13 protein-coding genes and 1 pseudogene are annotated in these 22,090 nt (G+C 70.9%); 6 read left to right on the top strand and 8 right to left on the bottom strand.

The features are described 5' to 3' along the window. Positions 1–175: 175 nt before the first annotated feature. A complete protein-coding gene (gene panD / locus ACMATS_RS07200; RefSeq protein ID WP_390779688.1) occupies positions 176–592 on the top strand; it encodes an aspartate 1-decarboxylase in 417 nt (138 codons plus the stop codon). A 214-nt stretch (positions 593–806) separates the two neighbouring features. Here the strand turns inward: panD and ACMATS_RS07195 are convergent, their stop codons facing one another. The 4 genes from ACMATS_RS07195 to ACMATS_RS07180 form a co-directional block, all read right to left on the bottom strand. After that, a complete protein-coding gene (locus tag ACMATS_RS07195) occupies positions 807–1,517 on the bottom strand; it encodes an alpha/beta hydrolase (protein WP_414167341.1) in 711 nt (236 codons plus the stop codon). 64 nt (positions 1,518–1,581) lie between these two features. After that, positions 1,582–2,745 (bottom strand): MAB_1171c family putative transporter, encoded by a 1,164-nt coding sequence (locus tag ACMATS_RS07190; RefSeq protein ID WP_414167340.1) that lies wholly within the window; start codon positions 2,743–2,745, stop codon positions 1,582–1,584. Continuing rightward, the gene (locus ACMATS_RS07185; protein WP_390779685.1) at positions 2,742–3,281 is read right to left on the bottom strand and encodes a toxin; all 540 of its coding nucleotides are present in this window, start codon (positions 3,279–3,281) and stop codon (positions 2,742–2,744) included. Before ACMATS_RS07185 ends, ACMATS_RS07190 begins: the two co-directional genes overlap by 4 nt. Before the next feature lie 108 nt (positions 3,282–3,389). After that, positions 3,390–3,830, bottom strand: a complete 441-nt coding sequence (locus ACMATS_RS07180; RefSeq protein WP_336415998.1) for a helix-turn-helix domain-containing protein — start codon at positions 3,828–3,830, stop codon at positions 3,390–3,392. Between the two features lie 245 nt (positions 3,831–4,075). On the opposite strand from ACMATS_RS07180, the gene ACMATS_RS07175 reads away from it, so the two are divergent. The 5 genes from ACMATS_RS07175 (at position 4,076) to ACMATS_RS07155 (ending at position 16,067) form a co-directional block, all read left to right on the top strand. Continuing rightward, positions 4,076–5,125: a ParB/RepB/Spo0J family partition protein gene (locus ACMATS_RS07175; protein ID WP_414167339.1), complete on the top strand. Its 1,050-nt coding sequence runs from the start codon at positions 4,076–4,078 to the stop codon at positions 5,123–5,125. 290 nt (positions 5,126–5,415) lie between these two features. After that, a complete protein-coding gene (locus ACMATS_RS07170) occupies positions 5,416–7,761 on the top strand; it encodes a BTAD domain-containing putative transcriptional regulator (RefSeq protein ID WP_414167338.1) in 2,346 nt (781 codons plus the stop codon). A 62-nt stretch (positions 7,762–7,823) separates the two neighbouring features. Continuing rightward, positions 7,824–8,746 (top strand): IS5 family transposase gene (locus tag ACMATS_RS07165; RefSeq protein WP_414167337.1). Its coding sequence is split into 2 segments (ribosomal slippage): positions 7,824–8,183 and positions 8,186–8,746, totalling 921 coding nucleotides; the frame shifts between segments, so codons are not numbered across the junction. Positions 8,747–9,150: 404 nt separating this feature from the next. Further along, entirely contained in the window at positions 9,151–14,235 is a 5,085-nt protein-coding gene (locus ACMATS_RS07160) for a ricin-type beta-trefoil lectin domain protein (RefSeq protein ID WP_414167336.1), read from the top strand. 704 nt (positions 14,236–14,939) lie between these two features. Continuing rightward, entirely contained in the window at positions 14,940–16,067 is a 1,128-nt protein-coding gene (locus ACMATS_RS07155; RefSeq protein ID WP_414167335.1) for an IS4 family transposase, read from the top strand. Between the two features lie 224 nt (positions 16,068–16,291). On the opposite strand, the gene ACMATS_RS07150 is transcribed toward ACMATS_RS07155, so the two are convergent. The 4 genes and pseudogenes from ACMATS_RS07150 to ACMATS_RS07135 form a co-directional block, all read right to left on the bottom strand. Next, positions 16,292–17,214 (bottom strand): IS5 family transposase gene (locus ACMATS_RS07150; RefSeq protein WP_414167334.1). Its coding sequence is split into 2 segments (ribosomal slippage): positions 16,292–16,852 and positions 16,855–17,214, totalling 921 coding nucleotides; the frame shifts between segments, so codons are not numbered across the junction. Between the two features lie 161 nt (positions 17,215–17,375). Next, a complete protein-coding gene (rbsK, locus tag ACMATS_RS07145; protein WP_414167333.1) occupies positions 17,376–18,290 on the bottom strand; it encodes a ribokinase in 915 nt (304 codons plus the stop codon). A gap of 20 nt (positions 18,291–18,310) precedes the next feature. After that, positions 18,311–20,484 (bottom strand): annotated as a pseudogene (locus ACMATS_RS07140) (substrate-binding domain-containing protein). Then, positions 20,474–22,069: a sugar ABC transporter ATP-binding protein gene (locus ACMATS_RS07135; protein ID WP_414167332.1), complete on the bottom strand. Its 1,596-nt coding sequence runs from the start codon at positions 22,067–22,069 to the stop codon at positions 20,474–20,476. The pseudogene ACMATS_RS07140 and the gene ACMATS_RS07135 overlap by 11 nt, the downstream one beginning before the upstream one ends. Between the last annotated feature and the right edge of the window lie 21 nt (positions 22,070–22,090).

Raw genomic sequence — 22,090 nt, 5'->3', positions numbered from 1 at the left:
GGCTGCGTCATAATCTACTCGGAGCGGCGTGACCGTTCCGCGGTGCGACCCGCCTTGCGCCGTCCGGGGTGGTGGACCGGGGGCGCGGCCTGCGGACCTCGGGGCGGTAAACTGCGGGGAACGCCCTTGACCTGCAAGAACGCAGGCAGGGAGCCTACCTTCCGGGAGTTCCTCGATGTACCGCACCATGATGAAGTCCAAAATCCACCGGGCCACCGTGACGCAGGCGGACCTGCACTACGTCGGCTCGCTGACCGTGGACGCCGACCTCATGGACGCCGCCGACCTGCTGCCCGGCGAGAAGGTCGACATCGTCGACATCAACAACGGCGCCCGGCTGTCCACGTATGTGATCGAGGGCCCGCGGGGCTCGGGCGTGATCGGCATCAACGGTGCGGCCGCGCGGCTGATCAGCCCGGGCGACCTGGTCATCGTCATCGCCTACGGCTCCATGGACGACGCCGAGGCCAAGGCCTTCGAGCCGCGCGTGGTCTTCGTCGACGAGCACAACAAGGTGGCCGACCTCGGCAGCGACCCGGCCGCCGTGCCGGAGGGCTCGGGGCTCCTGCGCGGGGACCGGGTGACCGGCTGACGCCCTCCGTCCGGCACCACGCGCCCCGAAGGGGCGCGGGGCCGTGACATATGCGGCTCCGCCGCGTGGGCGCGACCAGCCCCCACCGGCCCGCAGCCGACGCACCACCCCAGGGGTCCGGGGCGCAGCCCCGGGTACGTCGACTGCGGGTCCGTCGTGGCTGATCGCGCAGTTCCCCGCGCCCCTTACGGGGCGCGGCCCCCGGAAACGTCGCTCAGATCCCGAGCGCGGTCTCCGCGATCACCCGCGCCGTCATCGCCCCGGCCTCCCGCACCGCCGGGTCCCGGCTCTCGCGGCAGCGGTGCGCGGCGGGGTCGTACTCCGTCATGATCGACCCGGCGTGGTCGGCGGGGATCTCCGTCAGCTCCGCCGCCCAGCCGTGCTCCACGAGCGCGGCGCGGAACTTCCGCGAGTACGCCACGTCCTCCAGCGTGTCCTGCGTGCCGTGCACCAGCCGCACCGGCACCGGCACGTCCGCCGTCCGGCCGGCGGCCAGGTCGTCGAACAGCACCGTGCCCGTCGTGCGCGCCGGGCGGTCGTACTGGGCCGCGATGCCCACGACCGCCGCGGGCCGCCGGCCCCCGGCCGTCTCCGGGCGCAGCGCGACCCCCAGCGCCGCCGGGGCCCCCGCGGACCAGCCGGCGACGACGAGCCGGCCGTCGGCGGCGTGATCGCGGGCGAAGGCCAGCGAGTCCAGCAGCTCGGCCTGCCCGCCGTCCGCCGCGTCCGCACGCCAGTCGGGCACGAGCACGACGACGCCCTGCGCGGCCACCGCCCGCGCCAGCGGCTCCATCACGTCCCGCTCGTCGGGCCCGGAGCCGTGCCACAGCAGCACCGTCGGCGCGGCGGGGGCGGTGACGCCCTCGGGGTGGTAGATGTCAACGGACTTGCCGAGCGAGGTGGTTGCGAGCTCGTGCTCCGGCACAGTGGTCCTCCCGGTCGGATGGTGATCGTCGGCAGGACGCTATCAACGTCCCGTCCCGTCCATGTCAGCGGAACGCCTCCGCCACCCGCACCAGCCAGGCGGTCTCCGCCGCGAGGTCGGGGTGCGCCGGGCAGTGGTCCAGGGCCCCGGGCCCGTCGGCGGGCACGGGACGGCCCTGCGCCCGGGCCGTCAGCGCCGCCCTGATCCGCGCCGCCTCGGCGTGGGCGCTGAGCGCGTCGCCCGACAGGCCCGCCCGGGCGCCGTCGCGCAGGGCCGCGGCCACGGTCTCCGGGGCGGCATGGGCGCGCAGGGCGAGCTGCCCGTCGCGGATCTCGATGACCCTGCGGTAGAGGCGGAACTCCAGCTGCCGCACCGCCAGCCGGTCGGCGAGCGCGCTGCGCGCGGGCGCCAGCGCGATGGTCGGGACGGCCCGGTGCAGCTCCGACCACAGGGGGTACAGCCGGCGGTGGCGCCGGTAGGCCGTCACCCAGCGCCCGGCCGCGGCCACCTGCGGCCCCCAGCCCGGCAGCGTCCAGCCGACCAGGGTCAGCGCGGAGCCGACGTCCCCGCACACCCAGGCCGTGGTCTCCCACGCGCGCAGGTCGAAGCCGAAGGCGATGCCGAGGACGTTCCCGGCCCGGACGGCCCCGTAGCCGAGGGTCAGGAACGCGCCGGCCGCCGTGACCAGCAGGCCCCACCGCAGCCAGGTCCGCCCGGCCACCTGGGCGTAGCGGGAGCAGGCGCGGACGACGTTGATCTCCCCGGCCAGGTAGATGCCGATGTAGACGGACAAGTAGGCGATGTAGTACGGGTCGTGGACGTAGTAGAGCGTGAAGTCCTTCGGCCGCTGGCGGGCCGGGGTGAGCAGGCAGAAGAGCACGACCAGCGCCGCAACGGCCGTGGCGCAGAAGCCCAGTTGCCAGCGGACCAGCCGCCGCGCCGTCTCCGGCGGGCGCGCCCAGTAGGTGAGCACGGTCTGCTGGCCGACGATCAGGGCGACGACGCAGCTCTGCGCCAGCAGCGCGGCGATGTTGGGCACTCCGGCCAGCCGGTCGACCAGCACCCACACGTACGGCAGCGAGACGAAGAAGCTCAGCCCCGACAGCGCGAAGACCGCGCACAGCGCGAGCAGGGCGCGGTCACCGGGATTCCGGCGCAGGGCACGGCACTTGTAGAACAGGCCCGCCCAGGCGGCTACGGCGCCGAGCAGGTGGAACGCAGGTATCACAGGTCGTCCTGGGGGGAGGGTGCGGTGTTGCGCAGCGAACGGTCCAGACGCTGCACGCTCTCGGCCGCCTCGCGCGGCACGGTCCAGTTGCGTTCCAGGGGAGGCCGGTTGGCCTCCTGGAGGATCAGCGACGCGACCATCTCGGCCTCCTGTTCCTCGGCCGAGGTGTAGTACGTGCGGGCCAGGACGCCCTGGACCATCCGCGGGTCGAGATTCGGCAGCAGCAGCCGGGACGTCTCCTCGCCCAGGACCGCGTTCTCCTTGTGCCCGCAGATCACGTGCCCCAACTCGTGGGCGATGATGTGTTCCTGGTGGAGCTGGCTGGTGTCCTGCTCGTAGAAGATGTAGTCGACGTCCGTCGCCGAGATCCAGAGTCCGCAGGGCCCGTCCACGGGCAACCGGACGGGCTCCAGGCGGATCGGGCGGCCGTGCCGCTCGGCCACGCGCCCGCACAGCTCCCAGATGTCGAACGGTGACGGTATGTCCAGGCTGCGGACCAGCTCCAGGCTTCGCCGGTGCAGCCTCTTGAAGTTCACGGCGTGGTCCCCCGCATCTGTCCCATGGCTGCCGTGTCCGTCCCGGCCTGCTCCGCCGGGGCGATCACGGTGTTCGAGAGCGAGCCCTGGCGGGCCCGGTGGAGGCCGCTAGGAGTGCCTCTCGGGCGGAGCGGTCGGCAGACCCTCCAGCTCCCGTACCCGCTCGATCACTTCGTTGATCGAGTGCAGGCTCTCGGGGGAGAGCCCGGCCGCCCGCAGGGCGACGCGCTGCACCTGGGTGTCCCGCAGAGCCACCAGCAGTCGGAGGTCGGCGTTGACGGCGGCCGTGACCCGGTCGTCGAAGAAGTACGCCGGAGGCACGCCGAAGAACTTCGCGAGCGCCTCCACGTGACGCAGTGTCGGGTTGTTCCGCTGGCCCTTGCGCAGCAGCCAGATGTAACTGCCGGAGATCGGCACGCCACCCGCCGTGATCGAGCGGGCCACCTCCTCGGTGGTGTACGGCTCCCGGCCGGCCGGCACCACTGTCCGGAAAAGGTGATTCAGCTTGTCGGCGAGCGTGTGCTCGTCCGTGGTGTCCGGTTCGTTCATGATTCCACCTCCCTCCCCGCGGTCAATCTAGCGTAAGGGTCGCCGACCAGGTCCATGTGCCCGCGCCCGTAATGCGGTTGACAGCGGTGGCGATCGCTCCATAGCGTCCTGGTGGCGACTGGATCGACTGGTGTTGGACGCCCTGCTCCGGCGATCAATCACCAGTTGGCGGGGGCGGTTACCAGGCTTTCCCCGTCGCGCGGTCCCGTCGCCCGGCAGGAGGGTTCTTCTGGATGGGGGATGTCGTGACGACGTGTGGACAGACGACGACAGCAGAGACGGCCGGCAGCATGGAGGACGGGACGGAGGACGGCTACCCGGGCGGCCTGGAGGCGCAGCGGACGGTCGTGCTCCCGATCGGCTCCCTGCGGCCATCCCACTCGCCCCGGGTGGCGGGTGAGGATCCCCGGCACGTCCAGACGCTCGCCGGGGTCGAAGGTCCGCTCCCGCCGATCGTCGTGCACCGCGCCAGCATGCGCGTCGTCGACGGCATGCACCGGCTGCGGGCGGCCCGGTTGCGCGGCGACGAGCGCATCACGGCCCGCTTCTTCGACGGCAGCGAGGACGACGCCTTCGTCCACGCGGTCCGCCTGAACACCCTTCAGGGGCTGCCGCTCACCCAGGCCGACCGCGCGGCCGCCGCCACCCGCATCATCCACACCCACCCGTACTGGTCGGACCGGCTCATCGCGTCGACCGCCGGGCTCTCCGCCAGCACCGTCGCCTCCCTCCGCAAGCGCGCCGCGGGCGAGGCCGCTCAGGTGAACGCCCGCACCGGCCGGGACGGCCGGGTCCGCCCGCTCAACGCCGCCGAGGGCCGCCGCCGCGCCCGCGCCCTGATCGAGGCCAAGCCGCAGGCCACCCTGCGCGAGATAGCCGACGTCGCGGGCATAGCCCTCGGCACCGCGCGGGACGTGCGCGAGCGGATGCGTATGGGCCAGGACCCGGTGCCCAAGAAGCTGCGCGACGCGGAGAGCCGGCTCGCCGCCGAGATAACGTTACACACTCCTCGCCGCCCCGCCCCGGTGGCGCCGAAGGCCACCGCCGACGGCGCGCAGGACGAGACCGGCGGCGCACCCCTGCCCAAGCTGCGCAAGGACCCCTCGCTCCGTTTCACCGAGGGCGGGCGGACCCTGCTGCACCTGCTGAGCGCCAACGCCATGGGCGGCGAGCGATGGCGCCGGCTGCTGGAGAGCGTGCCCGCACACCGCCGCACGATGGTGGCCCAGGCCGCCCGGCACACCGCCGAGACCTGGCTGCGGTTCGCCATCGAGCTGGAGCGCAGAGCCATGTGACGGCCTGTCGGCCAGGGGGTCGATGGGGCGTCGCCCCGTCAGGGGCGCGGGGAACTGCGCGACCGGCAACGACGCGCCCGCAGTCGAGGTTCTCGGGGTTTCGCCCCGGACCTCTGGGCTGCCGCGTCGGCTGCAGGCCGTCGGTGGCTGATCGCGCAGTTCCCCGCGCCCCTGACGGGGCGCGATGGGGCGCCGGACACTCCCCGGCACGGGGGAACCACCCCGCGAGTGCGCCGCCTCGCGGGGAACGACGGTGCGCGGCCGCCCGGCCGCGGACGACGGGGGCAGACATGAGCGAACTCGGCGACATCACGGCGGTACGGCGACCGGGCGGGCCGCAGGAGGTGTGCGTCACCCTCCTCGGACCGCTGTCCGTGCGCGTCGGCGGCACACCGGTCGGCATCGGCAGCCGCGCGCAGCGCACCGTCCTCGCCCTGCTCGTCCTGGCGCGCGGCCGGGAGGTCTCCGCCGCCGAACTCGCGGGCGCACTGTGGGGCGGCCGGCCGCCGGCCTCGGCGCGGATCCGCACCGCCCTGCACGTCCTGGCCCTGCGCGCGGCCTTTCGCGCCGCGGGCCACCGCGGCCCGCTCGTCCTGGGCGGCTCCGCCGGTTACCGGATCCCCGCCGAGGCGGTCCGCGCGGATGTCGGCACCTTCGACGCCCTGGTCGCCGCCGCGCGCGAAGCGGCGGGCCAGGGCGCGTTCGACGCGGCCGGCCGGCTCTACCGGCGCGCCCTCGACCTGTGGCACGGGCCCGTGGCGGCCGGGGCCGAGGGGGACCGGCTGCGTGCACGGCACCTGGAGGTCTGCACGGCCTGGAGCGGCGCCGAGCTCGAAGCCGGCCGGCACCGGCAGCTCGTCCCGGCCTTGACGGCCGCCGTCCGCGACCACCCGCTGGACGAACAGCTGCGGCACAACCTCATGCTGGCGCAGTACCGTTCCGGCAGGCCCGCCGAGGCGGCCGAGGAATTCCGGGCCTGGCGGCGCCGCTGCACCGCGGAACTCGGCCGGGAACCCGGACCGGCCGTACGGGCCCTCTACTACACCGTCTTGCGTGATGTGCCGTCGCCGGCGGCCAAGGCGGAGCCGGGGCTTGCCGTACGGGCCCGTGCGGCTGCGGCCCAACTTCCGCCCGACGTACTGGCGTTTACCGGCAGGGGAGTGGAACTGCGCAGCCTGGACGCGCTCGTGGCCGAGCGCACAGGTCCCCGCGCTCCTTACGGGGCACTGGTGACCGGCCCCGCAGGCGTGGGCAAGAGCGGGCTCGCCGTGCACTGGGCGCACCGCTCCGCCCCGGCCTTCCCCGACGGCGTGCTCTACGCGGACCTCGCCGCGCACGACGACGGCCCGGCCGCCGTCCACGCCCTGATGGGCCGCCTCCTGCGCGCCCTCGGTACTCCGGTCCCGGAGGACCCGGCAGGGCGTGCGACGTTCTACCGCGCGACGCTGGCGCGTCGCCGCGTCCTCGTCCTGCTCGACAACGCCCCTGACCCGTCCTGGGTGTTGCCGTTCCTGCCGGGCGGCGGACGCAGCCGAGTCCTGGTCACCAGCAGGCGGCAGGCGGACCACACGGCCGTCGCCCAGGGCGCCGTCCTGGTCGACCTCGGCCCGCTGCCCGGACCGGAGGCGGCCGCGCTCGTCGGCCGGATCGCGGGGGAGGAGCGCTGCGCCGCCGAGCAGGACGCGGTACGGCGGCTGTGCGCGCTGTGCGACGGTCTGCCGCTCGCGCTGCGCATCGCCGCGGGTCGCCTGGCCGCCCGGCCGGAATGGTCCGTCGGCCTGCTGACCGGCCGGCTCGCCGACGAGCGGCGCCGACTGGACGAACTCTCCCTCGGCGGCCTCGACCTGCGCACCAGCCTCGGGCGCAGCTACCACCGCCTGCCCGCGGACGCGGCCCGGGCCTACCGCAGGCTCGCCCTGCTGGACACACCGGACGTCACCGCATGGGCGGCGGGTGTCCTGCTGGGCATGCCGGTGGCCGCGGCGGAGGACCTGCTGGAACGGCTGGCCGCGGTGAATCTGCTCACCTATGCGGGTACCGGCACCGACGGCAGCGAGCGCTACCGCCTCCCCGGGCTGCTGCGGCTCTACGCGCGGGAACGTGCGGAGACGGAGGACCCGGCCCACGACCGGCAGGAGGCGCGCGACCGCGCCGGCGCCCTGCTGTTCGGGACGCGCGGGGGCGAGCGGCGCGAGGCGGTCCGGGCCCTGTGCCGGCTGGCCGGTGCCCACGCCCGGCAGGAGCGTTTCACCCAGGCGGCGGCCGCGTACCGCCAGGTGCTGCGGCTGGCACGGGAGCAGGGCGACCCGGCGGGGGAGGCGGCGGCCCTGCTGGGCCTGGGCGAACTCGCGGCGGCCGACGGCCACTTCGACGAGGCGGACCGCCGCCTGCGGGCGGCACTGACGGCAGCGGCCACGGCGGACGACCTCGCCCTGACGGCCCGGGCCCACCTGGCACTGGGCCGCCAGTGCCGCACCCTGCACCGCACCGGGCCGGCGGCCCGCCACCTGGACGCGGCCGTACGTGCGTACCGGCTCCTGGGCTCGTTTCCGGGCGAGTTGGCGGCATCGGAAGAACTGGCCCTGCTGGACGCGGAACCGTCCCTGGACCTGGTCCCGCGCCAGGCAACGCGCTAGGCAGTGTCTGATGGCTCTTGCCCGGGTGGTGGATCTGTTGCCGCTCCGGGCAGGAGCCAGGCATGGTGCGGCGGCATGAACTGACCAACGCTCAGTGGGAACGCATCGCTTCGCTGCTGCCCGAAGTGGGCGGGCCAGGTGGGCGGTGGGCCGGTCACCGCACCGTGGTCAACGGTGTCCTGTACCGGACCCGGACCGGAATTCCCTGGCGTGACCTGCCCGAACGCTACGGCCCCTGGCAAACTGTGTACGAACGCCACCGCCGCTGGTCGGCCGACGGCACCTGGGCGAGAATCCTGCACGCCCTCCAGGCCGGAGCCGATACCACCGCCCGGGACGCGGACGGTTCGTGGACGGTCAATGCCGATTCCACCTCCTGCCGGGCCCACCAGCACGCCGCCGGGGCACGGCACCGGCCGCCGTTGGACCACCCGCAAAAAGGGGCGGCTCCCGTGAGGAGGCAGATGGCCGTGAGGCCCTGGGACGCTCCCGAGGCGGACTGACCTGCAAAGTCCATCTGCCGGCCGACGACCGGTGCCGGCCCCTGGTCTGGCTGACCCCGCCCGGCCAGCACGGGGACAGCCCCCTGTTCATCCCGCTGATGCAGACACTGAAGGTGGCCCGGACCGGGACAGGACGCCCGCGCACCCGGCCGGACCGGGTCCGCGGGGACAAGGCCTGCTCCAGTCGGGCCAACCGCGCCTGCCTGCGGCAACGCCACATCAAGGCAACGATCGCCGAACCGGACGACCAGAAGACCAACCGCCTCCGGCGCGGCCGGGCCGAAGGACGTCCCCCGGCCTTCGACCGCGACCCGTACCGCAAACGCAACACAGTGGAACGCTGCGTCAGCAAACCGAAGCAGCACCGGGCAGTTGCGACCCGCTTCGACAAACGCGACCACATCTTCCACGGCACCCTGGCCACCGCCGCCATCATGATCTGGCTCCGCGACCTCACCAAAGAGCCACCAGACACTGCTTAGTTGCCGGTTGCGTTCGATGGCGGCCTCCGGTCGCAGCAGAGAGGCGCCAGGAGTCAGAACACTTCGACGATATCGGGCAAAAAGGTCTTGTTGTGCGCTAAACCGCATCTTCCTTGTTAAGGTCTCTTTGCCAACGCATGACCGAGTGTTGAGGGGTGCAGGGGCGTAGTGCAGGTGTCGGTCGGTAGGGCCGGCACCTTCGTGTGGGCGTCTCATGAGCCATGGGCGATGCCCTGGCCCTGGCGGCGGTTCTTCCGTCCTTCCTCGGTCTTGTATCGCAGTGAACATGCCTGTCGCGGCAGCCGGCGCCGCCTTCCTCCGATCTGGGTGGTGGGCGGCGTCGGCTGGTTTTTTGTGACGGGTCGAGAGAAGTGGATAGACCGGTTTTTAAGAGATCGACGCGAGTGCCGCTGGTCGGCGCACTCGTTACAGCCATCCTTGTGGGAGGCATCGCCCCGGCGGCGTCGGCCGCAACGCCTGCGGCACCTTCACCTGACTTCGTAGCATTCGGCAAGGCTCTTGCGGCAGCCGTCGCTGATGCCGACAAGCCGAAGGCTGGCTCAAGCCGTTCAGAGGTGACGGTGACGTTGCCGAACGGGAAGCAGGCCAAGGCATACCGCATCGCGATTCCGGACTCGCCGTCGGGAATAGCTGTCTTGTGGGACAGGTACACCGGTGCCGCCGGCGGGCACACGTTGCCTGTGGGCAGTGAGGGGGCGGAAGCGGAGAAGGCCGAGGCGTTCGTACGGCGAGTCGAAGCTGCCGTTGGGGAACTTGCCTCCAGCACGGAGGGGAGGCAGCTGTTGGAGGGGATCGGCCGTATGCGGCCGATCGATGTGGTGACGGGCTCGGCGAAGCCGGCTTTCGGTCACGACGCTGTCACCACGTTGTTCTACCGGGGCATGCCGGCCGACGAAACGCAGTGGCCCGACGCACTGAAAAAGAGGCTGAAGGAGGCGGAGGAGGCGGACAAGGCTCTCGCCGACGATCTGCGGCAGAACGCGGTCGTCTCCGAACCAGTGGCGAATGCCATCGACCGTGGCCGCGCCAACAACTCCAACGGGTCCGAAGGCATGGTCGCCATGCCCGACGAGGAGAAGGTGTTCTTCGGCTATCTGCCTGACCGGACGCCTATCGCTATCCATGAGACCCAGCTGATCGGACATGAGCTGGTCCATGTCTCCCATTACCTGCAGGGGACATTGCTCGACGGTCCTCGATGGAACGTCGAGGTGGAGGTGAGATTCAAAGCCGCCGACGGTTCGGAAAGGTCCGCCACAGTCGTTATCCCCGGGGAGGAGGTGAGGACGAACGGTGGGGACGACGCCCTGAAGTACGTCACCGTCGCCTCGAAATCCGGCGCCAGCACCCAGCTCAAGATGGCTCCCGTCGAGGCATCGGATCAAGCAATCGTCAAGGCGATAGCACAGGCCCCCAATGAGGCCGTGAAGAAGGCACTGCAGGACGTACAGACAGGCCGCTATCAGACTTACCCCAGTAGCGAGACCCGCCTGGCTGACGAGAACGGCTGGCGTGCGCGGCCGCACTATGCCCTGCCCGAGGAAGAAATGGCGAAGGCGTGGGGGAAGCCTCGAGCGGAGGTGGCCGGTGAATTCGTTGCGGTGCCCCCTGGCGAGACCATAGCCGCCCGTGACCTGAAGGACCCTCAAGCCCTTAGGAGGAGGCTGGAGAAGGCCGGGGAGAAAACCGGGAAGAAGGTCCTGTCCAGTGCGGTGCAGGCATGCTCGCGCTTCTTTGGCCGCCGTCAGCCGGTGGTGTGCAGCGCCGACGGCCGACCGGAGGAGGTGACGCAGGAGACACGAAGCCGCGTCGAGGAAGTCCGCCGTGTTCGGCAGGAACATCCGGAGACCCCGCTGCGCCTGCCTGTCGCGGACCGCGATCCCGCGGTGGGCGCCATCACCCGGAAGGTGGTGGAGAAGCTGGAAGGCTTCCACGGCGTCAAGGCCGGGGACGTGGACAGCGTCCTGGACGGGATCGAGCGTCATGGCAGCGCCGGGAACGACGACCCGAACTGGAAGGCGTTCTACCTCGGAGAATCCGAGAGCCACGCCGCCGGGTACAGCGTCAGCGAGGAGGGCATGCGGATGTCTGCCGGCGGGGTGGTGAAGGTGGACCTGCCGGGTCCCCTCACCGTGGCCACCGTGGACATGGCGAAGCAGCAGGGTGAAACCGACGAGCAGTTCGAGCGCAGACGGCTGCAGCGCATCAAGGACGAGTTCGACGTTGGTGCCGACGCCCCGCTGATGGATTCCCTCGCAGAGAAGAAAACCGTCCTGAAGATGAAGGACGGCACCACGGACAATCTCGGCGCCGAGCGGTACGAACTCATCGTTCCCTGGGAGATGGTGAAGGGGAACAAGCCGGAGCTGGTCAAGAAATTCAGCCCGGGTCGCAAGGGCTACGTCGAAGCAGAAGAGATGATGTACTCCTGTTCGCTTCCCAAGCTCCTGGCGAGTACCGCGCCTGCCAAGGGCCTGGGGGGCAAGTGCACGGAGCTGGCTTTCGTGAAGCAGTCCGCCGAGGCCCTCGACACGTTGGAACGTGAGAAGAATGTGGCCGCCTCCGCCAAGGCTGCAGCCGAGGCAGCAGGCGCTCTGGAGAACTCCGCGGATGTTTCCGCGGAGGTCCGCCAGAAGGCCAAGGCGGCCCGCGAAAAGCTGGAAGCCGCCGTTTCGGAAGGGAAGGTCGATGGCGGCAAGCTGGCGGAGGCCCGCACGGCACTGACCAGCCTGGCCGAGGCCCTCGGCGATTCCGGCAAGCCGGTGGCAGCCCTGGGCAAGACGCTGGACAGCACTGCGGGCCGGGAGCCGGCGCGTGCGGAGGCTATTGAGGCGGGGAAGAAGTGGCAGGGCCGGGCGCGGGAGCGTGCCAAGGAGCTGTGTGCCAAGTCCGGGACAGCGTCGTGTCTGGAGACCGTGGACTGGGACAAGCTGCGCACCGAAATCCGCAGCGATGCCGAGCAGCTGGTGAAAAAGAAACTGGCCGGCGCCGGCGGGGTTTCCGAGATCAAGCTCTCCAAAGATCTCGGGACGTCGCTGAAGGACCCTGCGGTCTTCTACGTGCCGTATGAGAAGACGCGCACGCAACTCGCCGGCAAAAACGGTGAACTCGCGTGGGAGCGCGTGAAGACCGCAGGCGGAGCTGTCCTCTACCTCCACGGCATCTACAGTGCGTTCGCCGAGGACTCCACGGACCTGGACAAGGCCGCCGCCATCGCGGCGATCATCCCGGGTGTAGGCGACATCCTGAACCTGGCGGTCGACGTCGAACACAAGGATTTCGCGGGACTCGGCGTCGATGCCGCTGCCACCCTTGCCGGGTTCCTGGAGATGGCCGGAGTCGAAGGGATCGGAGGACCGGCCTTCGCCGTGGCCATGGCGTACCACATCACCTCGCAGCTCATCACCGATGACTTCCACCGCTGGGAGGACGTGGCCAAGGCGCCGGAGGGGCGGGACGCCGACTGGCACAAAGCATTGATGGACTACCTCCAGGACCCGGACAAGGGCTGGCTGTCCAAGGAAGGGGGAACCCAGGTCGTTGCCATGGCCGTCAGCTTCCTCCAGGCCGTCGAATTCCAGCGAGCCTCGGTGAAGGCGACCGCGAACGCGGCTACGGTCTCCACCGACAGCGGCGCCTACCCTGTACCCAAGACCAGTGACGGGGCAGGCACCGAGGCATCCAAGGACGCCGACGCCGCGGTGGACGCCCTCACAGCAAAGACGCCGGACATCGTGCGCCACGCTGCGGCCAAGACGATCGCCGACAGCATGAACGCGGCCTGGAAGGAAGAGAAAGGCCAGCAGTTCAACAAGGCGTATATCGACCGCGTCAACGGAATCAATCTGGGAATCTGGTGCGGGCGCAGCATGCCAGATGGAAGCAACCCCTGCCACGACGACGCGGTTGCCATGAAGAAGGAGGCCCTTGAGAAGCTTTCGAAGGCTCCGCCCGGTGTCACCGTCCAGGAGGTCGAAGACGTTCTGGAGAACTTCGGTCTCACCGACCCGGGATTTCTGACGATTGGCAAACCGTTCCGTCTCTACAGCGAGTCGGACATCGGGAAGCAGTACCTGCACTTCGACGTGGAGGGCGGAACCGCTACACGCAAGCAGCGCATCAACGACTCCTCCCGGCAGGAATTCTTCTTCCGGAGTACCGGGCGCATCACCAACCTCGAAGGAGTGCTGTGTCTCGCCGGAGGCAAGAACAAGGGCGACCCCGTCTCTGTGACTCCGTGCACCCACAAGAACGCCCCTGAGCAGCGGTGGCTGCCCGACGACAAGGGCCGCATCAAGAACTTCGCCACAGGGCAGTACCTCGATGTAGGCGGACCGTCGGGTGACGTCACCACCTGGACAGCGGACGGAGACGCCCGACGCCAGACATGGAAGGCGGAAACCCCCGAGCGTCGGATGTACCCGCAGACCAGCAAGCGCGCCATCGAGGAGCTGCTTGGCGCGAACGGATCGTCCAAGCAGATCGACGGCGCCATACCCGACGCGGCCGAGGACGGCGCTTACTGGCTGTTCTCCGGCAGCAACATGCGCCGTGTCCTGGTCAGGCGCGTCGACTGGGAAACGGAGATCCTGGCTTCCGACTCGGACCCCGTGCGCAAGACCGTCGAACAGTGGAGCGGTCTGGGCTCGCTGTTCACTGCGTCACGGGACTCGCGGATCACCGCCGGCATGAGGGTCCCTGGACACCCCGGCGAACTGTATGTCTTCTCCGGCGAACACTGGGCCCGGACCAAGGTGGACAGAGACGACAAGGGCAACGAGAGCGTACGTCTTGTCAGCGGGCCCAAGAGCCTTGACGAGTGGCAGTCTCTGAAGGGTCTGTTCACCAAGTCAGGATCGAAGCGCATCGACGCCGTCCGTCCTATTCCTGGGGTCGCTGACTGCTTCCAGATGTTCTCCGGGAAATACAGCAACCAGATCTGCCTCAACAACGAACTCACGGACCGGGAAACGGCATCGGTGCAAAGAAACGCCGAACGCTGGCCGGAAATCGGCGCATACACCGGGAAGAATGAGGTTCAGGGATTCGTTCAGAACCCGGACAGGCCGATGGAGAACTTCGTCTTCACCGGCGGCCAGTACACCAAGGTGGACCGGTCGGTTCTTCACTCGCCACCGGACGCGAACCTTGAAATCCATGCCACGTGGGCGTACTTCACCTTCTCCTGGAAGAACGGCAAGGGACTCCCGGAAGGAACGAAGATCGAAATTTCACGCAGTGGGGTAACGACGGCCTCCGGGGCGTACGACGCCTCTCTAGGAGAGATCCTCCCTGACGATGGGACCAGGAAGAGCCTCCTCTTCAACTTCCCCAGGGACCTCGTCGGAGCTTGGGACTCGACCATGCGCGCCCGGTTCACCTATACCCATCCCGACGGTTCGCAAGAGGCCACCGGATACTGGGAAAAGAAATACTGGTGCAGCTTCTGGGAGTGTAACTTCCGCTAGCCTCACGCCTTCACTTGCATGAAGGCGGCCACCATGCCGTGAACGCGAAAGTGCCTTCCGAACAGGGACGACAAGACTCGTCGAGAGTCTCGTTGACTCTGCTGGAAGGCACTTTCTGCATGAAGGCTACCGGTTCGCATCCCAAGCTCGATGTCACGACCGATCATTCGTGGTAGTGAGGGACGCCGGAGCAAACTGCTCGCGCATCTCTCCGATACAACTGGGCCGACGCCCGCGCCTCCGGCGACGTACACCACGTGCCCCTCGTATCCCAGGAGCGGAGCCCCCCTGCCACAGCGCCGTCTCGCGGCGTTGCTCGGGCGACTTGAGCCGACCAGCTCGTCACATCTGTCTTCACCGTAGTTGCCGGACGGCTTCTGACACGCCGTGCGGCCCGCACGGCGGGACGGACGACGAAGTCACCGCGCCAGGCGCCGGGACGCGACCGGCCGCCCACCTCCGAAGCCACCCGGGAGCGGGGAGGGTGCCGGGGACCACTCCCTCAAGCACGGAGGCCCCCATGGTTTCCCCGACCCCGCCGCACCTTTCGCCGGAGCAGCGCGAGCGCCTGGAGCAGCTCGCCGGCACGGGCCTAGGCACAATGCCGTTGCCTTACGGGCTTGTTGGCTGGGGCGTACGCTGCTGGCGCGAGCTCGGGGGTGGTGCCGGTGGCCGAGAGTGTGCCGGAGTTATCGGGTCTTGGGTTGTTGACCTGGGTGTATCCGCCGGGTCTGGTGGACCGGGTGGTGGCCGCGTGCGGCCGGACCGAGCAACGCAGACGGCTGCTGCCCGCGCGGCTGGTGGTCTATTTCGTGCTCGGTCTGGCCCTGTTCTCGCCCGCGCCGTATCTGGAGGTGCTGCGGCACCTGGTCGAGGGCCTGCGCGGGGCCGGGATGCTGGGTTCGTGGCGGGTCCCTGCGAAGTCGTCGCTGTTCCGCGCCCGGGACCGGCTGGGGCCGGAGCCGTTGCGGGTGCTGTTCGCCACCACGGCCGCGCCGCTGGCCGACGAGCGGACACCAGGAGCTTTCTGGCGGGGCCTGCGACTGATGGCGGTGGACAGCACCTGCTGGGACACCGCGGACACACCGGCGAACCAGGAGGCATTCGGCAGGCCCGGCAACACCCGCAGACCGGACAGGGCAGCGTTCCCGCAGGTGAGGATGGCGGCCCTGGCCGAATGCGGCACCCATGCGGTGCTGGATGCGGAGCTGGGCGGCTGCCGGACCGGCGAGCTCACCCTGGCTGCTCGTCTGGTGCGTTCCGCCGGGCCGGGCATGCTCGTCCTGGCCGACCGTGAGTTCCTCGGCGTCCCGCTCTGGCGGGCCTTCACCGCGACCGGCGCCCGCCTGTTGTGGAGGGTGCCGGCGAACCGGGTTCTGCCCGTGCAGGCCCGCCTGCCGGACGGTTCCTGGCTCAGCCGCATCCACGCGGGCAGCGACAGCAAGAAACGCGACCCGGTACGAGTCCGGGTGATCGCCTACGGGGTGGAAGGCCACGACACCGAATACCGGCTGGTCACCGACCTGCTGGATGCGCAACGGTTCCCGGCTCTGGAACTGGCCGCGCTCTACTGCCAGCGGTGGGAGATCGAGTCCGTCTTCGCCGAGATCAAAACCCAGCAGCGCGGGAGGCACGTGGTGCTGTCGAGCAAAACGCCGGACGGCGTGCTCCAGCAGATCTGGGCCCACCTGCTCGTCCACCACGCCCTGAGGGTCCTGGCCTGCAGAACAGCGGCCGCTGGTGGGACCGATCCCGACCGGCTCTCCTTCACCGACACCCTGCGCTCAGCACGCCGCAGTGTCACCACCACGCCAGGCATTTTTTCCCCCTGAACAGCTGGTCACCGCGCTCGTCCAGCTCCGCGACGACCTGCTGTCCCACCTCCTGCCACCCCGCCGGCTCCGGGCCCAGCCCCGCGTGGTCAAACGCAAGATGTCCAACTACCACCTCAAACGGGCCCACCACCGATACTGGCCTCAGCCAGCAACAGCACCCGCCGATGCCGTCACCATTCACGACCCAGCACCACGCGGACCCTAAAGCAACGGCATTGGGCCTAGGCAGTGTCTGGTGGCTCTTTGGTGAGGTCGCGGAGCCAGATCATGATGGCGGCGGTGGCCAGGGTGCCGTGGAAGATGTAGTCGCGTTTGTCGAAGCGGGTCGCAACTGCCCGGTGCTGCTTCGGTTTGCTGAGGCAGCGTTCCACTGTGTTGCGTTTGCGGTACGGGTCGCGGTCGAAGGCCGGGGGACGTCCTTCGGCCCGGCCGCGCCGGAGGCGGTTGGTCTTCTGGTCGTCCGGTTCGGCGATCGTTGCCTTGATGTGGCGTTGCCGCAGGCAGGCGCGGTTGGCGCGACTGGAGCAGGCCTTGTCCCCGCGGACCCGGTCCGGCCGGGTGCGCGGGCGTCCTGTCCCGGTCCGGGCCACCTTCAGTGTCTGCATCAGCGGGATGAACAGGGGGCTGTCCCCGTGCTGGCCGGGCGGGGTCAGCCAGACCAGGGGCCGGCACCGGTCGTCGGCCGGCAGATGGACCTTGCAGGTCAGTCCGCCTCGGGAGCGTCCCAGGGCCTCACGGCCATCTGCCTCCTCACGGGAGCCGCCCCTTTTTGCGGGTGGTCCAACGGCGGCCGGTGCCGTGCCCCGGCGGCGTGCTGGTGGGCCCGGCAGGAGGTGGAATCGGCATTGACCGTCCACGAACCGTCCGCGTCCCGGGCGGTGGTATCGGCTCCGGCCTGGAGGGCGTGCAGGATTCTCGCCCAGGTGCCGTCGGCCGACCAGCGGCGGTGGCGTTCGTACACAGTTTGCCAGGGGCCGTAGCGTTCGGGCAGGTCACGCCAGGGAATTCCGGTCCGGGTCCGGTACAGGACACCGTTGACCACGGTGCGGTGACCGGCCCACCGCCCACCTGGCCCGCCCACTTCGGGCAGCAGCGAAGCGATGCGTTCCCACTGAGCGTTGGTCAGTTCATGCCGCCGCACCATGCCTGGCTCCTGCCCGGAGCGGCAACAGATCCACCACCCGGGCAAGAGCCATCAGACACTGCCTAGCGGCGGGCCGGTGGGGGCTGGTCGCGCAGTTCCCACCGGCCCGCAGGCAAAGGACGGCCAAGGGGGCCCCGGGGGCAGCGCCCCCCGGGAAGCGCTCAGGACCGTGAAACCTCCTCCGCCCCCGGATACGACGGCTGGGCCCCCGCCCGCGTCACCGACACCGCCCCCACCCGCACCGCAAACCGCGCCGCCTCCTCCAACGAGGCCCCCCGGGCCAGCCGCGCCGCCAGCGCCCCGGTGAAGGCGTCACCGGCCCCGGTGGTGTCCACCACCCGCACCCGCACCCCCGGAATGCGCACTACGCCCCCGTCCTCGTCGAGGACGAGAGCCCCCTCGCCGCCCAGCGTCACCACCACCGACCGCGCCCCGCGCCCCCGCAGCACCCGCGCCCACTCGGCGGGCTCCCCGCCGGACACCCCCGAAAGCAGCCGCGCCTCATGCTCGTTGACCACCAGCGGATCCGCCGCCGCCAAAAGCTCCGCACGCAGTGCGCCCGGCACGGGCGACGGGTTGAGCACCACCCGCGCCCCGGTCTCCCCGGCCACGGCAACCGCCGCCGCCACCGTCTCCTCCGGCACCTCCCACTGCAGCGACACCACCCGCGCCGCGGCGACGACGTCGCGCGCGGCCCGCACGTCCGCCGCCGACAGCCGGGCGTTGGCCCCCGGCGAGACGACGATCTGGTTGTCCCCGTCCGGACCGACGACGATCATCGCCGTGCCCGTCCGCGCGCCCGGCTCCACCAGCACGTGCCGCAGCTCCGTGCCCGCGGCCCGCTGCGCGTCCAGCAGCAGTTCCCCGAACGCGTCGTCACCGACCTTGGCCAGCAGGGCGGTCCGCGCCCCGAGCCGGGCCGCGGCCGCGGCCTGGTTGGCGCCCTTGCCGCCCGCGGACTCGACCAGGTCGGTGCCCGGCACGGTCTCGCCCGGCCCCGGCCGGCGGTCCACCCGGACCGTCAGGTCCGCGTTGGCGGAGCCGATCACCAGCACGTCGTAGTCGCGGTCCTGCATATCTGTTCCGTTCCCTCTGCTCACTTGTCGAACTGCGCGGCGTTCTTCGCCGTCACCAGCACGACCGGCACCTTCACCCGCTGCGGCAGCGTCTCACCCCGGGAGGCCCGGACGGCCCAGGCCACCGCCTGCCGGCCGAGCAGCTCCGGCTGCTGGGCGACGGTCGCGGTCAGCGTGCCCGCGCGGACCGCCTTGATGCCGTCCGGGGTGCCGTCGAATGCCACGATCTTCACCGACGTCCCCGCGGCCCGGCCGAGCGCCTTGGCCGCGCCCAGTGCCATCTCGTCGTTGGCGGCGAAGACGCCCGTGACGTCCCGGTGCGCCTGGAGCATGTTGGCCATCACGTCCATGCCCTTGGTGCGGTCGAAGTCCGCGGGCTGACGGGCGACGACCTGGATGCCGGGCCAGTCCTTCATGCCCTCCTCGAACCCCTTGCCGCGCTCACGGGCGGCCGAGGTACCGGGCTGCCCCTCCAGGAAGGCCACCTTCCCCTTGCCGCCGAGCGATTCGGCCAGCGTCTTCGCCGCCAGCCGCCCGCCCGCGACGTTGTCGGAGGCGATCGTCGAACCCACGCCGGGACCGTTGACGCCCCGGTCGAGGGAGATCACCGGCACCTTCGCCCGGCGGGCCACGCCCACCGCGGGGACGGCCGCGTCGGAGTCGACCGGGTTGATGACGGCCGCCTTCACGTTCTGGCTGGTGAACGTCTCCATCTGGTTGATCTGCTGCGTGGGGTCGTTCTGCGCGTCCGTGATGTTGATCTTCAGGCCGCGGGCCTTCGCCTCGGCCTGGGCGCCCTTCTTGATGCCCACGAAGAACGGGTTGTTCATCGTGGACAGCGCCAGCCCCAGGTCCGTGTGCCCACCCCGGTCGCAGCCCGCGAGGGCGACGGTGCCCAGCAGCACCGCGGCTAGGGCGTGTCCGATGGACCGGCACGGGCCCTGCGGCGCTCCCCCAGCTACCGCTGGGGGTACCCCCAGGTACGGCGCCTCGCCGCGCTGTCGCATCACCCTCCCCCATAGCCCTGAACGGGCATGGGGGTGCCCCCATCGCCCAGTACGCGGGCGATGCTCCGCCTTGCGATCCTCCCCCAGCTGCCTCCCCCAGCTACCGCTGGGGGTGCCCCCAGAGGTACCCCCAGCACCAGACCCCGCAGGGCCCGCACCGACCCATCGGACACGCCCTGGCACACCCGCCCGGCCCCTCACCGCGCGCTCCGGCGGCGCAGCGTGTCCAGGAGCACCGCGACCGCGATGACCAGGCCCGTGGCGACCTGCTGCCAGAAGGCCGACACGCTCAACAGGTTGAGTCCGTTGCGCAGCACCGCCAGGATCAGGGCGCCGATGAGCGTGCCCGACGCCTTGCCGGAACCGCCCGACAGGCTGGCCCCGCCGATCACCACGGCGGCGATGGCGTCCAGTTCGTACCCGACCGCGGCCTGCGGCTGCGCCGAGGTCAGCCGGGCGGCCAGGACGATGCCGGCCACGGCGGCGAACAGTCCGGAGAGTGCGTAGATCACGAGCTTGCGGCGCCGCACGTCGATGCCCGACAGCCGGGCCGCCTCCTCGTTGCCGCCGATCGCGAACATCGCGCGGCCCGTGTACGTACGCGCCAGGACGAGCGCCGCGATCAGTCCCATGGCGGCCATCACCAGCACCGGGACCGGCAGCCAGCCGCCGAGCGTGTCACCGAGCCGGCCCACCGACGAGGGGAGGGCGATGGGGGAGCCGCCCGAGATCACCAGGGCCAGGCCGCGGCCCACCGAGAGCATCGCCAGCGTGGCGATGAACGCCGGGAGCCTGCCGTACGCGACCAGGGCGCCCGATATCAGGCCCGCCCCCGCGCCCACCGCGAGTCCCAGCAGCACGGCGAGCCACGCGGGCAGCCCGCCGTCCGCGGCGGCCCACGCGACGACGGTCGCCGAGAGCGCCGCCACCGAGCCGACCGACAGGTCGATGCCCGCCGACACGATGACGAAGGTGACGCCGAAGGCCAGGATCGCCGTCACCGACGCCTGGACACCGACGTTGAGGAGGTTCTGCCCGTTCAGGAAGTCCCGGGAGAGGACGGCCATCACCACGACCAGTGCGGCCAGGCCGCCCAGCGGGCCGTTGCGCAGCACCGCTCCCGAGAACCACTGCCCGGGGGTGTTCCCGGGCTCCCGCACCACCGCGGCCTGTGCCTCAGCCGACATCCGAGCCCTCCATCGCGCTCTGCATCCGATCGTCTGCGTCCGTACCGTCCGGCGGTCGCACCGCCAGCTCCATCACCGCGTCCTGCGTGGCCCGTTCGCCCGACAGCTCGCCGGCGAGCCGCCCCTGGGACATCACCAGCACCCGGTCGCTCATACCGAGGACCTCCGGCAGGTCGCTGGAGATCATCAGCACCGCACAGCCCGCCGCCGTGAGGTCGTTGACGAGCCGGTAGATCTCGACCTTCGCCCCGACGTCGATGCCGCGCGTGGGCTCGTCGAGGATCAGCAGCCGGGTCCCGGCCAGCAGCCATTTGCCGATGACGATCTTCTGCTGGTTGCCGCCGGACAGGGTGCGCGCGCTCTGCCCGAGCCCGCTCATCCGCACCTTCAGCCGCTCGGCGACCTCGGCGGCCGCGCGGCGCTGCGCCCGCCGGTCGACCAGGCCGGCCCGGGTGTCGCGGCGCAGCCGGGCGAGGGTCAGGTTGTCCTGCAACGAGGCGTCCAGCACCAGCCCCTGGGCCTTGCGGTCCTCCGGCACGAGCCCGAGCCCGGCCCGCATGGCCGCCCGCACGTCGCCCGGCGGCAGCACCGTGCCGTCCACCTCGACCGTCCCCGCGTCGTACCGGTCCACCCCGAAGAGCGCCCGGGCCACCTCGGTGCGGCCCGCCCCCACCAGCCCGGCCAGGCCGACCACTTCACCGGCCCGCACCTCGAAGCCGACGTCCCGGAAGAGCGGCCCCTTCCCGTTCCCGCCGCCGCGGGTCAGCCCGCGCACGCGCAGCAGCGGCGCGCCCGGCGCCGCGGGGCGTTCGCGCGGGTACTGCTCCGCGATGTCGCGGCCGACCATGAGCCGGATCAGCTCGTTCTCACCGGTGGAAGCGGGCACTTCGGCCACCGAGCGGCCGTCCCGCAGGACGGTCACCCGGTCCCCGAGGGCCGCGATCTCCTCCAGGTGGTGGGTGATGAAGATGACGCCCGTGCCGCCCGCGCGCAGCTCGCGGACGATGCCGAAGAGCGTGCCGACCTCCTCGGAGGTGAGCACCGCGGTCGGCTCGTCCATGATCAGTACGCGGGCGTCCAGGCTCAGCGCCTTGGCGATCTCCACCATCTGCAGCTGGGCGATGCCCAGTTCGCGCACCGGCGCGGTGACCGGCACGTCCAGCCGGACGCGGCGCAGCAGTTCGGCGGCGCGGGTGTGCAGGGTGCGCTTGTCGATCAGGCCGAGGCGGGTGCGCGGCTGGCGGCCGAGGAAGAGGTTCTCGGCGACGTTGAGGCCGGGGACGAGGTTGAACTCCTGGTGGATCGTGGCGATGCCGAGCCGCTCCGCGTCCTGCGCCGAGTGGATCGCCGTCTCCTTCCCGTCCACCAGGATGCGGCCCTCGTCGGGGCGGTGGGCGCCGGAGAGCATCTTGATGAGCGTGCTCTTGCCGGCGCCGTTCTCCCCGAGCAGGACGTGCACCTCGCCCGCGCGCAGGCTCAGGTCCACGCCGTCCAGGGCGCGTACGCCCGGAAAGGACTTGGTCACCCCCGCCACGCGCAGGAGTTCACGGCCGCCGTCCGGTACGTCGTCGTTGACGCCCGTCATGCGCTGCCCCTCTCTTGTGGT

Source organism: Streptoverticillium reticulum, assembly GCF_047456005.1.
Lineage (GTDB): Bacteria > Actinomycetota > Actinomycetes > Streptomycetales > Streptomycetaceae > Streptomyces > Streptomyces reticulum.
This window is presented reverse-complemented; position numbering and strand designations above follow the sequence as displayed.